General features: G+C 64.0%; 9 protein-coding genes. 2 read left to right on the forward strand and 7 right to left on the reverse strand.

What is annotated here, in order from left to right:
- Nucleotides 1-1,352: 1,352 nt before the first annotated feature.
- The 3 genes from ahcY to HZB49_RS16540 form a co-directional block, all read right to left on the reverse strand.
- Complete coding sequence (gene ahcY, locus HZB49_RS16530; RefSeq protein WP_291613196.1) at nt 1,353-2,783, reverse strand: adenosylhomocysteinase; 1,431 nt, start codon at nt 2,781-2,783, stop codon at nt 1,353-1,355.
- Between the two features lie 204 nt (nt 2,784-2,987).
- Complete coding sequence (gene metK, locus HZB49_RS16535) at nt 2,988-4,250, reverse strand: methionine adenosyltransferase (RefSeq protein WP_291613198.1); 1,263 nt, start codon at nt 4,248-4,250, stop codon at nt 2,988-2,990.
- A 60-nt stretch (nt 4,251-4,310) separates the two neighbouring features.
- Nucleotides 4,311-5,666, reverse strand: coding sequence for a hypothetical protein (locus tag HZB49_RS16540; protein WP_291613345.1), 1,356 nt, complete (start codon nt 5,664-5,666; stop codon nt 4,311-4,313).
- A gap of 171 nt (nt 5,667-5,837) precedes the next feature.
- Here HZB49_RS16540 and HZB49_RS16545 point away from each other — a divergent pair, with 171 nt between their 5' ends.
- Nucleotides 5,838-7,538, forward strand: coding sequence for a caspase family protein (locus HZB49_RS16545; protein WP_291613201.1), 1,701 nt, complete (start codon nt 5,838-5,840; stop codon nt 7,536-7,538).
- A gap of 97 nt (nt 7,539-7,635) precedes the next feature.
- Entirely contained in the window at nt 7,636-9,102 is a 1,467-nt protein-coding gene (locus HZB49_RS16550; RefSeq protein WP_291613202.1) for a glycosyltransferase, read from the forward strand.
- Nucleotides 9,103-9,226: 124 nt separating this feature from the next.
- On the opposite strand, the gene HZB49_RS16555 is transcribed toward HZB49_RS16550, so the two are convergent.
- Genes HZB49_RS16555 through HZB49_RS16570 form a run of 4 tightly spaced genes read right to left on the reverse strand, consistent with a single transcriptional unit; the run spans nt 9,227 to nt 12,857 of the window.
- Complete coding sequence (locus tag HZB49_RS16555; RefSeq protein ID WP_291613204.1) at nt 9,227-10,345, reverse strand: cobalamin-independent methionine synthase II family protein; 1,119 nt, start codon at nt 10,343-10,345, stop codon at nt 9,227-9,229.
- 22 nt (nt 10,346-10,367) lie between these two features.
- A complete protein-coding gene (locus HZB49_RS16560; protein ID WP_291613206.1) occupies nt 10,368-11,084 on the reverse strand; it encodes an ABC transporter ATP-binding protein in 717 nt (238 codons plus the stop codon).
- On the reverse strand, nt 11,077-11,829 hold the full coding sequence (locus tag HZB49_RS16565; protein WP_291613208.1) for an ABC transporter ATP-binding protein: 753 nt from the start codon (nt 11,827-11,829) through the stop codon (nt 11,077-11,079). The genes HZB49_RS16560 and HZB49_RS16565 overlap by 8 nt, the downstream gene beginning before the upstream one ends.
- The gene (locus HZB49_RS16570; RefSeq protein WP_291613210.1) at nt 11,826-12,857 is read right to left on the reverse strand and encodes a branched-chain amino acid ABC transporter permease; all 1,032 of its coding nucleotides are present in this window, start codon (nt 12,855-12,857) and stop codon (nt 11,826-11,828) included. Before HZB49_RS16570 ends, HZB49_RS16565 begins: the two co-directional genes overlap by 4 nt.
- Between the last annotated feature and the right edge of the window lie 3 nt (nt 12,858-12,860).

A 12,860-nucleotide genomic window follows, 5' to 3' on the forward strand; every position in this document is an offset into this window, starting at 1 on the left:
GACAGCGAAACCCATCATTGGTCCAGCAAAAGCGATGGGTTTCGCCAAACGCTCAACCCATCCTAGGGACTGTTTCAATCAGAACCGAGATGCTCTGGCCGGCTCAGAGAGCGAACGCCGCCAATTGATAGAATGCGTAGGCGAGCTGCAAGCCCATGAGGACCAGGGCTGCGATCATCAGATAGAAGCTGAAATGCATGAGGGCTTGAAATCGGTTTCTTCTTGGCTTTGTGGGTCGCAATGCTTCGAACAGTGCTCGGCTCGCCTCGGCCGGCCGAAATCCCCGCATTGCGAAAAAAGAGAGCTTCCGCCGCCGCGGAAGTGTTGCCTTTGTCGCGAACCCCTTCTTGACCGGAGGTCTCTGTTCGACGCCAGTTCCTGCCAGTTCACGCGCCGTAGAAAATCTTCATTCCCCACAACACGACAACGATGGCCGCAACCAGTGTGGCCGCCGTCAGTACACTTTCCAAGGAAGCGACTCTCATACTGTTACTCCGCTTCCCAGCCCCATCGATGGGTCTAGTTGATTCGATTCGTCCGCCGCAATTGCGCGATCGATTGCGTTGAACGATCGCGGAGCGGTTGTGGTTTGCCGGCCACACGGCCCACGTAGAACCCCGGATTGGATTTCGGCAAGGCGCACTCCCGCGGCTACGGTTCCAGGATCGACCGGGGAAACGGCATGGGATTCAACAATGTCGCCAATTCGGCACGACGGGCAAATCACCTTCGGATTGACGGAATCGCGTCAAGCCCCGGAATGAAAAATATTCTGCTTTACATAAATTCTGATTTGCGGCATAAGCGCCTCAGCCCGCGCCACCATGAGGGGCGTTCGCGCGATCGTCACGGAACGTGGCGCGGGTTGCGATGGACGCTGCGGCGTCAGGCGGAAACACTTCTGCCCGACGAAACGTTGGCAGCGTACGGTGAAATCGTGTGGTCCTGGCGCCGCGACCCTGGCGTCTATCCCCGCCGGCCTGTGCTGGCAGGGCAACGGGGGCAAGAAAGGCCGTTCCCCGGGGAGAGCGCGACATAAGCCGTAAAGCCATTGCGCGGGGAAAGCCGGGATGTCTCGGCTGTACCTGTCAAACCCGTGTGCACTTTCTGTAGCACTTTTCGCACACGGCGATGCGGGCGCAGTCAGCGCCCGGCTTTCCCTGCGCCCTCTTCACGAGAGAGGGCCAACGAATTGGCAAAACTCAGGCGAGTTCAGGCCGTGAGAACGAAGGCGTGTGTCTTTCCACCGTCATTGCGAGGAGCGGAAGCGACGAAGCAATCCATCTATCCCCGCGGGGATGGATGGATTGCTTCGCTTCGCTCGCAATGACGGAGGAAAGGCCTCCGGCCCATCAGTACCGGTAATGATCGCTCTTGTACGGGCCTTCCGGCTTGACGCCGATATAGTCGGCCTGGTCCTTGCGCAGCTCGGTCAGCTTGGCGCCGACCTTGGCGAGGTGCAGCCGGGCGACCTTCTCGTCCAGCGACTTCGGCAGCACATAGACCTTCTTCTCGTACTTGCCGTTCTTGTTGTTGGCCCACAATTCGATCTGCGCCAGCGTCTGATTGGTGAACGACGCCGACATCACGAAGGACGGATGGCCCATGGCATTGCCGAGGTTCACCAGGCGGCCTTCCGACAAGAGGATGATGCGGTGCCTGTCGGGGAATTCGATCTCGTCGACCTGCGGCTTGATGTTGGTCCACTTCAGGTTACGCAGCCCCGCGATCTGGATCTCGTTGTCGAAGTGACCGATGTTGCAGACGATGGCGCGATCCTTCATCGCGCGCATGTGGTCGATGGTGATGATGTCCTTGTTGCCGGTGGCGGTGACGAAGATGTCGGCGCGGGGCGCCGCATCTTCCATGGTCACGACCTCATAGCCTTCCATGACGGCCTGCAGCGCGCAGATCGGGTCGACTTCGGAGACCATGACGCGGCAGCCGGCCTGGCGCAGCGAAGCCGCCGAGCCCTTGCCGACGTCGCCGAAGCCCGCGACCATCGCGATCTTGCCCGACATCATCACGTCGGTGCCTCGGCGGATGCCGTCGACCAGCGACTCGCGGCAGCCATAGAGGTTGTCGAACTTCGACTTGGTGACGCTGTCATTGACGTTGATGGCGGGGAACAGCAGCGTGCCCTTGTTGGCCATCTCGTAGAGGCGATGCACGCCGGTGGTGGTCTCTTCCGAGACGCCCTTGATGTTCTTGGCGATCTCCCCAAACCAGCCCTTCGGCTTCTCCTTCAGGAGCTTCTTGATCAGCACGTAGAAGATTTCCTCTTCCTCCGAGCCCGGCTTGTCCAGGAAGGCGGTGTCGCCCTGCTCGGCGCGGTAGCCGGCATGCACCAGCATGGTGGCATCGCCGCCGTCGTCGAGGATCATGTTTGGCGTGCCGCCGCCGTGCCAGTCGAACAGCTTCGCGGTGTAGTCCCAGTATTCGGTCAGCGTCTCGCCCTTGACGGCGAACACCGGAATGCCGGCGGCTGCGATCGCAGCGGCCGCGTGATCCTGCGTCGAGTAGATGTTGCAGGAGACCCAGCGGATATCGGCGCCGAGCGCTGCCAGCGTTTCGATCAGCACCGCGGTCTGGATCGTCATGTGCAGGGAGCCGGCGATGCGCGCGCCCTTCAGCGGCTGCTTCGGTCCGTATTCCTCGCGCGTCGCCATCAGGCCGGGCATTTCCGTCTCGGCCAGCGAGATCTCCTTGCGGCCGAAGTCGGCGAGCGCGATGTCCTTGACGATGTAATCGGTGAAGGCGGGCTTCTTGGCGGCGGCGGTCATTTGGAATTTCCTGATCGAGTGAAATCTGGCGTGTCAGTAGCAAGGCAGGCTGAACGCTTTATGGCGCGATCTACTCCCTCTCCCCGTCCTTACGGGGAGAGGGTCGGGGTGAGGGGCTTTATCCGCGCACTGAATTCGCGGAGGCTCCCCCTCACCCGCCGCTTCGCGGCGACCTCTCCCCGCAAGCGGGGCGAGGTGAAAAGATCAAACCGCGCGCTTCAGCGCGTCGGCGAGGTCGGTACGCTCCCAGGAGAAGCCGCCGTCGCGGTCCGGCTTGCGGCCGAAATGACCGTAGGAGGCGGTGCGGCGGTAGATCGGCCGGTTGAGCTGCAGCGTGCGGCGGATGTTGGTCGGCGTCAGGCGGAACAGCTCGGGCAGAACCTTCTCGAGCTTCTTCTCGTCGACCTTGCCGGTGCCGTGGGTTTCCACCAGCAGCGACATCGGATCGGCGACGCCGATCGCATAGGCCACCTGGATGGTGCAGCGGTCGGCAAGACCGGCCGCGACCACGTTCTTGGCGAGATAGCGCGCGGCATAGGCGGCCGAACGGTCGACCTTGGTCGCGTCCTTGCCGGAGAACGCGCCGCCGCCATGCGGGGCGTAGCCGCCATAGGTGTCGACGATGATCTTGCGCCCGGTCAGGCCGCAGTCGCCGTCGGGACCGCCGACGACGAAATTGCCGGTCGGATTGACCAGGAAGTCGCTCGGCCGCTGCGGCATCCAGCCCTTGGGCAGCGCCGACTCGACCGCGGTCGAGATCATCTCCTTGATCAGGCCGGGGGTGTACTTCTTGTTGTTGCGGCTCTTCTCGTTGTGCTGGGTCGAGACCACCACCTTGGTGCAGCCAACCGGCTTGCCGTCGACATACTTGACGGTGATCTGGCTCTTGGCGTCCGGCTGCAAATCGGCGAGCTGGCCGTTGCGACGCTTCTCGGAGAGTGTCTTCAAGACCCTGTGCGCGAAGAAGATCGGTGCGGGCATGAAGGTGCCCTTCTCGTAGACCTCACTCTCGGTGCAGGCATAGCCGAACATCATGCCCTGGTCGCCCGCGCCCTCTTCCTCGCCGCTCTTCTTTTTCTTGGCGTCGACGCCCATCGCGATGTCGGGCGACTGGCCGTGCAAGAGCACCTCGATGTCGGCGCCGTGATAGGAGAAGCCGTCCTGGTTGTAGCCGATGTCCTTGACCACATCGCGCGCGATCTTGCTGATCAGCTCGCGGTCGACCACCGACTTGCCGTTGATGGTGCGGAACAGCTGGCCGCGGCCCTCGCCGGCGATCACGATCTTGTTCGTGGTGCACAGCGTCTCGCAGCCGAGGCGGGTGTTGATCAGGCTGTCGTCGGCAATGCCGAGCTCGACGTCCTTGGCGATGAAGGCATCGAGGATCGCATCGGAGATCTGGTCGGAAACCTTGTCCGGATGCCCCTCGGAGACGGACTCGCTGGTGAACAGATAGGACGCGCGCATCAAAAACCTCTTCTTGCGCCGGACCGCCGGCGGCTTTCGTTCATGAGTGGAGTGTTGATGTCAGTCTCGACGGCGCGAGATGACGTAGGATTCGTCGTAAAACCACAGCCCGTTATGCTTGCGCAGAACCTCTCGCGTCGCCTCGAGGGTTTTGCTGTTTTCAGTCATTTCCGCCAACCGGTCGTCTTCGATCTGGGCGACATACACCGCCGCATTCCACGCTGCAAAGGCCGTCGAGGTTCCGATGGCGCCGGTCACCTCGTTGGGCAGCGCTTCCATATCATATCGGAAGATGGAACGGTTATCGGCATAGGCATTAAAGTTAAGATCGCGCCCGGCCGACCCCAGCTCGTATTTCACCGCGCGCAATAGCTCATGCCGGCTCACTGTGAAAGGATTTTCTCCCGGCCAGACCGCCTGGATGATTTCGTGGCCCGGATCGTGGCCATAGGAGTGGATTCCGATCAGCCGGCCCCCGGCCCGCAGGGCCCGGGCCAGGGGCGCGATGATGCGCTTGGCCCTGAAATTCACAGAGGATTTCGCCCGGTAGGGCTGGGAAGCGATGACGAGGTCGAAATTGGCCTCGGTCCGGCCGGCCCGCGGGATGATCGAATCGAGCAGGAACCGGTGGTCCTCCCGGTACAGGACCAGCGCCACCGGCCGTTCATAGATCGGCATGCCCGATTTGGGGCTGATATTGGCCCGCCAGTTCTGCTCCAGGAACGGCCCCAATTCGGCGATCTGGGCCTCGAACTCCCCGGAAGAGGCTCCCTGCAGCGCCACCTCATGCCAGATCATGCCGGCCGCGGCGGCAGGCGTGGCAGGCGCCAGCCACGGCGCCTCGGCGTAGTACATGTTGGTCAGCACGAACACGGTCGCCGGATGCTCGAACAGGCGGTCGGGGACCTTGTCCAGGGTCAGCCGGACGTCCTCCAGGCTCAGTTCCTTGCCCGCGATATAGAACGGCATGTGGGGAAAGCGCCCGTGCATGGCGCGCAGCACGCGCGCCAGCACCGTGCCGTCGCCGACGCCGGCGTCGAACACCCGCAAGGCCGGCGGCCTTGGGTGGATGCTGGCAAGCTCCAGCGCCACGCGGTCGGCGATCACCCGCTTCTCGCTGCAGGTGTGGACGAACAGCAGGTATTTCTGCCGGTTCTCGAAGAAGCGGAAATTGCCGCGCGGATCGCGCTTCTCCGGCACCACTTCGAGCCCGCGCACCAGCGGCAGCCCGCCGGGCGTGGAGGCCGCGATATAGGCCTGGATCCGTTCCAGCGTGTCGATCGTGATGCGCTTGCCCTCGCGAAGGCGGTGAACCAGCTTGCCGTCATTGACAGCCCAGCGCCCAAAGGTCGATTCCGCCATATCCGAACGGCGGCAGAATTCGGTGATCTCAGCCAGTATCTGGTCGTTTTTCATGGGAATCGAGGTGGGATGCCGGTGGGCAGGCTGGTCCTGTCCGGCCTGTCCTATCATCCCCTGCCCAACCGGCCAAATGCCATGCGTCGCCCGTCCGGCAGCTTGAACCCCGATCCTGCGGCCCGCAACCAAACCGCAAGGCTCTCATCGCGGTTGGCGGGACGAAACCTCATGCGCCGGTTCATTGTGCTGCTCGTGCTGCTGGCATCCGCGCTATGGCCTGTCCCCTCTTCCGCGCAACAACGCAACCAGCTCGGGCCGCTCTGCACCACCGACACGACGCCGCCCGATCAGCAGATCGATGCTTGCAACAAGATCATCGCGCTGAGAGTCTTCACCGGCGAGAAGCTGATGACCATCTATTTCTGGCGCGCGGTCGGCTGGAACAAGAAGGGCAACTACACGCAGGTGATCGCCGATGCCTCCGAAGCGATCCGCCTGCACCCCAGCGTGCCCGCCTACAATCTTCGCGGCTCGGCCTATTACGACAAGGGCGAGTACGACATCGCGATTGCCGATTTCAACGACGCGCTGCGGATGGATGCCACCGGCGACGTCGGCATCATCTATCACAACCGCGGCAATGCCTGGCGCGGCAAGGGCGACTACGCCAGGGCGATCGCCGACTACGACATGTCGATCAAGATGGGGCCGAAGTCGGCGTTCTCCTACCAGAACCGCGGCGCCTCGAAACAGGCGCTGGGCGATATCGAGGGCGCACTCGCCGACATCAATGAAGCGATCCGCATCGATCCGGCGTTGCCGCAGCCGCTGACCAACCGCGCCGTGATCTGGCGCGCCAGGGGCGACTTCGACCGCGCGATTGCCGACACGACCGAGGCGATCCGGCTGGCGAGAGCGAAAGTGCCGGTCAACATCATGACGCCGCCCGGCAGCGTGCTGATCTCGGCCTATATCCAGCGCGGCCTCGCCCATGAGGCAAAGGGCGACACCGCCAGCGCGAAGCAGGATTATGCCGCCACGCTGCAGGGCACAGCTTCCGATGCCAACAGCAAGGCCAATCAGGCGACCGCGAAGGTGCGGCTGGCGTTGCTGTCGGAAGCCGATCCGCCGCGGACGGCACCCGCGTCGACATCGCCGGCCAAGACGGCAGCACCCTCGCCTGCGTCGCCGCCCGGCGCCGTGGCAGGCCGCCGCGTGGCGCTGGTGATCGGCAACGGCGCCTACACCCACGTCAAGGCGCTGCCCAATCCCTCGAACGATGCGCGCGCGGTCGCGAAAGGCCTGCGCGACATCGGCTTTGCCGTCACCGAAGGCATCGATCTCGACCGCGCTGGCATGCAGACCATGATCCGGGAATTCCTGCGCGAGGCGACGCGCTCGCAGGTCGCCATCGTCTATTTTGCCGGCCACGGCGTGCAGATCGACGGACGCAACTATCTGGTACCGGTCGACGCGCAGCTCAAGACTGGCGCCAGCATGACCGACACCATGATGGACATGGACACCATCATGGCGGGCCTCGACGACCAGCTCCGCACCAACATCCTGATCCTCGATGCCTGCCGCAACAATCCGATGGCGCCGCAAGTCGCCGCAGCCGGCACGGGCCGCGCCATCGAGGCGAGCGGCCTCGCGGCGCCCTCCTCGCTCGGATCGGGCTCGACGCTCGGCGCAGGCACGCTGATCGCGTTCGCGACCGCGCCCGGCAAGGTCGCGCTCGACGGCGAAGGCGCCAACAGTCCGTTCTCCGCCGCGCTGTCGCGCCACATCGGCACGCCCGGCCTCGAAGTGCAGCAAATGCTGACGCGCGTGCGCGCCGAAGTCGTCGCTGCGACGAAGAGCCAGCAGGTGCCGTGGTCGAATTCCTCGCTGCTCGGCGAGGTCTATCTGGCGGAGAAGCCGCAATAACCATCAAAAAAGAACAACAAAACCCGGCCTTCAGGTCTGGAAAGCGGCGCCGCGATGGGCTTAAAGCGACGCAGCTTCAAGACCGTTCGAGTTCAAGATGAATTCAGCACCGCTACCCGTCACCACGCCGCAACCGGACAATCCGCGCAAGCGCGCCTTGCGCGAGCGCGTCGATGCCACGCTCGAGGAGATCGAGCGCTGGCGCAGGTTCAATGCCGCCTATCATGACGACGACCGCAAGTTCATGCGCTTCCTGATCCCGCCGGGCAAGCGCGTGCTGGAGCTCGGCTGCGGCAGCGGTCACATGCTGGCGGCGCTGCAGCCGTCCTATGGCGTCGGCGTCGACTTCAGCCCGAAGGCGGTGGAACGCGCAAGGCTGCTCTATCCGCATCTCGACTTCGTGCTCGGCGACGTCGAGGATCCCGCGACGCTGCAGGGAATCGAAGGCCCGTTCGACTACATCGTGCTCGCCGACACGATCGGCCTGCTCGAGGACATCGACGGCACGCTGCGGCTGATCCACCAGCTCTGCGCGCCGTCGACGCGGCTGATCATCGCCTATTACTCCCATCTATGGGAGCCGATCCTGAAGGCGGCCGAGGCCGTCGGCCTCCGCAACAGGCAACCGCAGGTCAACTACATCGCCACCGCCGATTTCCTCAACCTGATGGACCTCGCCGATTTCGAGATGATCAGCCAGGAGCAGCGGCAGCTGCTGCCGCGGCGCTGGCTCGGGCTCGGGCCGCTGATCAACAAGTATATCGCGCCGCTGCCGGGCATCCGGCAGCTGGCCCTGCGCAGCTATGTCGTCGGCCGGCCGGTACGGCTGTTCCCCGACCGCAAATATTCGGCGAGCATCGTCATCCCCTGCCGCAACGAGCGCGGCAACATCGAGAATGCCATCCTGCGCATGCCGAAATTCGGCTCGCACCAGGAGATCATCTTCGTCGAGGGCAATTCCAGCGACGACACCTTTGCCGAATGCGAGCGCGTCCGCGATGCCTACAAGGACCAGTGGGACATCAAGGTGCTGCGGCAGGACGGCAAGGGCAAGGGCGATGCGGTACGCAAGGCCTTTGCGGCGGCGACCGGCGATGTGCTGATGATCCTCGACGCCGACCTCACCATGCCGCCGGAAGCGCTGCCGAAATATCACGCGGTGATCGAAAGCGGCAAGGCGGAGTTCGTCAACGGCACTCGCCTCGTCTACCCCATGGAGAACGAGGCGATGCGGCCGCTCAATTTCATCGCCAACCGCTGCTTCGCCTATCTGTTCAGCTATCTCGTCAACACCCGCATGACGGACACGCTGTGCGGCACCAAGGTGCTGCTGCGCAGGGATTACGAAGTGCTGGCGCGGGAGCGCGAGTATTTCGGCAATTTCGACCCGTTCGGCGATTTCGACCTGATCTTCGGCGCGGCCAAGCAGAACCTGAAGATCATCGAGACGCCGATCCACTACAAGGCGCGCACCTTCGGCGAGACGCAGATCTCGCGCTTCCGCGACGGCTGGCTGCTGTTGAAGATGGTGTGGTTCGCCTATCGCAAGCTGAAGGCGATCTGACCAAGACGACGTCCACCTACTCCGTCATTGCGAGCGCAGCGAAGCCATCCAACCTTGTCACGGCAAAAAAGATGGATTGCTTCGTCGCTATCGCTCCTCGCAATGACGAATCGAAAGCGTGGTGTTACTTCCCCCACACCTCGTTGGCGATCTCCACCGCCAGTCGCAGCTTCGCCCACTGCTCTTCCTCGGAAAGGATATTGCCTTCCTCGGTCGAGGCAAAGCCACATTGCGGCGACAGCGCGAGCTGCTCGAGCGGGGCGAATTTCGAGGCCTCCTCGAGCCGGCGCTTGATGTCGTCCTTTTTCTCCAGCTCGCCGAACTTCGAGGTGATGACGCCGACCACCACGACCTTGTTGCCCCTGGGCAGATAGCGCAGCGGCTCGAAGCCGCCGGCGCGATCGGAATCATATTCGAGGAAATAGCCGTCGTAATTGGTGCCGCCCAGCATGACCTCCGCCACCGGCTCGTAGCCGCCGGAGGAAATCCAGGTCGAGCGGAAATTGCCGCGGCAGACATGGGTGGTCACCACCATGTCGGCCGGCTTCTCGGCCAGCGCATAGTTGATGATGCGGGCGTAGATCTCCTGCAGGCCGTCGGGGTTGTCGCCGCGCTCGCGCGCCTTCTTCAACTCCTCCTGCGAGCAGAGATAGGCCCACACCGTGTCGTCGAACTGCAGATAACGGCAGCCGGCGTCGTAGAAGGCCTTGACCGCCTTGCGGTAGGTCTTGCCGAGATCGGAGTAGAATTCCTCGAGGTCCGGATAGACCTTGTTGGAGATCGCCTTGCGGCCGCCGCGGAAATGCAGCACCGCCGGCGAAGGGATCGTCATCTTGGGCGTGACGTGGGCGGTGTCGGCGTGCTTCTTCAGGAAGCGGAAGTGGTCCAGCATCGGGTGATTGTCGGGGAAGTCGAGCTTGCCGATCACGCGCACCGCGTCGTGCCGGGTCTGCACGCCCGCGAACTGGATGCCCTGGTCCGGGTGGAACAGCTCGCAGCCGGTCAGCTTGGCCAGGAAGTCGAAATGCCACCAGGAGCGGCGGAACTCGCCGTCGGTTGCCAGCTTCAGGCCGACCGAGGCCTGCCGGTGCACGACCTTCTCGATCTCCATGTCCTCGATCTTGCGCAGCTCGTCGGCGCCGATCTCGCCCTTCTCCAGCTTCGCGCGGGCTTCCTTGATCTTGGCCGGGCGCAGGAGGCTGCCGACCTCGTCGGCGCGGAAGGGGGGCTTGGTTCGCTGCATGGTCGTTAGCTCCGAAAATTCGTCAGTGGCCGGCGCCGCCGGAGACGCCGAGATGGCGCTCCAGCGCCGAAGGATCGGCCTTGAGCGCGCTGCTCGGCGCATCGTGAACGATGGCGCCGCGCTCCAATATCACAACACGGTCGGCCAACCCCAGAATCTTTTGCGCATTCTGCTCGACAATGACCGAGCAGATGCCACCCGCGCGGGTAATGGTGCCCAACGCCCGCAGCAATTCCTCGACGATGATGGGCGCCAGCCCCTCGGTCGGCTCGTCCAGGAGCAGGACCTTCGGATTGAGGGTCAGGGCCCGGCCGATCGCCAGCATCTGCTGCTCGCCACCGGAAAGCTGGTTGCCGTAATTGTTGCGCCGCTCCTTCAGGCGCGGAAACATCTCGTAGACCCTGTCCACCGTCCACGGCCCCGGCTGCGCCACGGCCGTCATGTTCTCTTCCACCGTGAGGGAGCGGAATATATTTCGTTCCTGCGGCACCCAGCCGATCCCGGCACGCGCCCGCTGGTCGGGCCGCAGTGTCGTGATATCGGCGCCGCCAAGGGCGAGGCGGCCGCCGAAGCGGCGGGTGATGCCGACGATGGAATTGATCAACGTGGTCTTGCCGGTGCCGTTGCGGCCGAGCAGCGCCAGCACCTGGCTCTCGCGCAGACTGAGCGTCATGCCGGGCAGCACCACCGCCTCGCCATAGCCGGCGCGCAGGTTTTCAATGGTGAGCAGTTCAGGCATCGGCGCCCTCGCCAAGATAGACCGTCTTCACCTGCGGATCGCGCGCCACCGCCTCCGGCGGCCCCTCCACCAGCATCGCGCCGTTTACCAGCACCGAGATGCGGTCGGCAAAGGAGAACACGAGATCCATGTCGTGCTCGATCAGCAGCACCGTGACGTCGCGCGGCAGCGCCGCGACCGCAGCGAGGATGTCGTGACGCTCGCTTTCGGGCACGCCGGCCGCGGGCTCGTCCAGCAGGAGCACGCGCGGCTTGGCGGCAATCGCCACCGCGATCTCGAGCAGCCGCTGCTTGCCATAGGGCAGCGTGGCGGTCAGCTCGTTCATGACGTCGAGCAGATGGAAGCGCGACAGGATGTCGGCGAGCTCTTCGTTGACGTCGCTGCGGGTGCCCATGCGCCGCCACCAGTCGCCGCCGCGGCCGAGCCGTTCGGAAACCGCGAGCCCGATCGTCTCCAGCGGGGTCAGATCGGCATAGAGCTGGTTTATCTGGAAGGTGCGCGACAGGCCGCGCAGCACCCGCTTGTGCACGGCGAGATCGGTGATGTCCTGGCCCTCGAGCAGGATGCTCCCGGCATCGGCCTGCAACACGCCGGTGAGCAGATTGATCACAGTGGTCTTGCCGGCGCCGTTTGGGCCGATCAGCGCATGGCGCGCGCCCTGCTCCACCCTGAGCGACAGGTCGCGCGTGACCTTCAGTCCGCCGAACGATTTTTGCAGGCCCCTTGTTTCCAGCGCCGCGGTCATGATGCCTCATCCTCCGGCACGGCAATCGCCGACTTGCGGCCGGTCAACCTCGCGATCGCCAGATTGGGCAGCCACAGCACCCAGCGATGGATGCGCTCCCGGCCGACCATCACCATGACGACCAGCACGAGACCGATCCAGAACAGCCAGTACTGCGGCGTGATCGCCTGGAACAGCTCCTGCAGCATCTTGAACACGACCGCGCCGATCAGCCCGCCATAGAGATAGCCGGTGCCGCCGATCACCAGCACCAGCATCAGGTCGGCCGAACGCTCGAACGAGAACACGTCGAGCGAGGCGAGCGCCGTGGTCTGGGTGAACAGCGCACCCGCAATGCCGGCATAGAAGGCCGCCAGCGTATAGACGGCGATCAGCCGGCCATTGACGGGAATGCCGATGGCGGCGGCGCGCAGCGGATTGTTCTTGATCGCACGCAGCGACAGGCCGAACGGCGAGTGCACGATGCGCCGCGCCAGCAGGAACAGCAGGAACAGCACGATGAGGCAGTACCAGAACCCGGTCTTGCCGAACATGTCGAAGGCGAACAGGCCGAGGATCGGCTGCATCTCGATACCCTGCAAGCCATCGGTGCCGCCGGTGATGTTGGAGAAGCGCTCGCCAAGCGCCTCCATCAGCAGCGCGATGCCGAGCGTCACCATCAGCCGCGTCAGGTCGACGCCGCGGATCACGAGGAAACTCGTGAAGAAACCGAGCACCATGGCGGCCAGGCCCGCAACGACGAGCGCAATGACCGGCTCGTTGATGATTCCATGAAGGGCAAGAAGGCCCGCCGAATAGGCGCCGACGCCGAAGAAGGCGGCGTGCCCGAGCGAGACGATGCCGGCATAGCCGAGGATCAGGTCGAGCGAGAGCGTGAACAGCGCCAGCCGCAAGATATCCGTCATGATCAGATAGCGCGACGGAAACAGCAACGGGCAGGCCAGCACCACCGCCCAGAACAGAACCTCGCTGATGCGCCAGCGGCTGCCGGCCATTGCGGAAGTGGAAACATCGTTTGCCGCGCTCATGGG

This window comes from Bradyrhizobium sp. (assembly GCF_016219575.1).
GTDB lineage: Bacteria > Pseudomonadota > Alphaproteobacteria > Rhizobiales > Xanthobacteraceae > Bradyrhizobium.

What these genes read in the sequence shown, in the direction of transcription:
- ahcY (WP_291613196.1), bottom strand. Translation starts at nt 2,783, where the DNA reads ATGACCGCCGCCGCCAAGAAGCCCGCCTTCACCGATTACATCGTCAAG.
- metK (WP_291613198.1), bottom strand. Translation starts at nt 4,250, where the DNA reads ATGCGCGCGTCCTATCTGTTCACCAGCGAGTCCGTCTCCGAGGGGCAT.
- HZB49_RS16540 (WP_291613345.1), bottom strand. Translation starts at nt 5,666, where the DNA reads ATGAAAAACGACCAGATACTGGCTGAGATCACCGAATTCTGCCGCCGT.
- HZB49_RS16545 (WP_291613201.1), top strand. Translation starts at nt 5,838, where the DNA reads ATGCGCCGGTTCATTGTGCTGCTCGTGCTGCTGGCATCCGCGCTATGG.
- HZB49_RS16550 (WP_291613202.1), top strand. Translation starts at nt 7,636, where the DNA reads ATGAATTCAGCACCGCTACCCGTCACCACGCCGCAACCGGACAATCCG.
- HZB49_RS16555 (WP_291613204.1), bottom strand. Translation starts at nt 10,345, where the DNA reads ATGCAGCGAACCAAGCCCCCCTTCCGCGCCGACGAGGTCGGCAGCCTC.
- HZB49_RS16560 (WP_291613206.1), bottom strand. Translation starts at nt 11,084, where the DNA reads ATGCCTGAACTGCTCACCATTGAAAACCTGCGCGCCGGCTATGGCGAG.
- HZB49_RS16565 (WP_291613208.1), bottom strand. Translation starts at nt 11,829, where the DNA reads ATGACCGCGGCGCTGGAAACAAGGGGCCTGCAAAAATCGTTCGGCGGA.
- HZB49_RS16570 (WP_291613210.1), bottom strand. Translation starts at nt 12,857, where the DNA reads ATGAGCGCGGCAAACGATGTTTCCACTTCCGCAATGGCCGGCAGCCGC.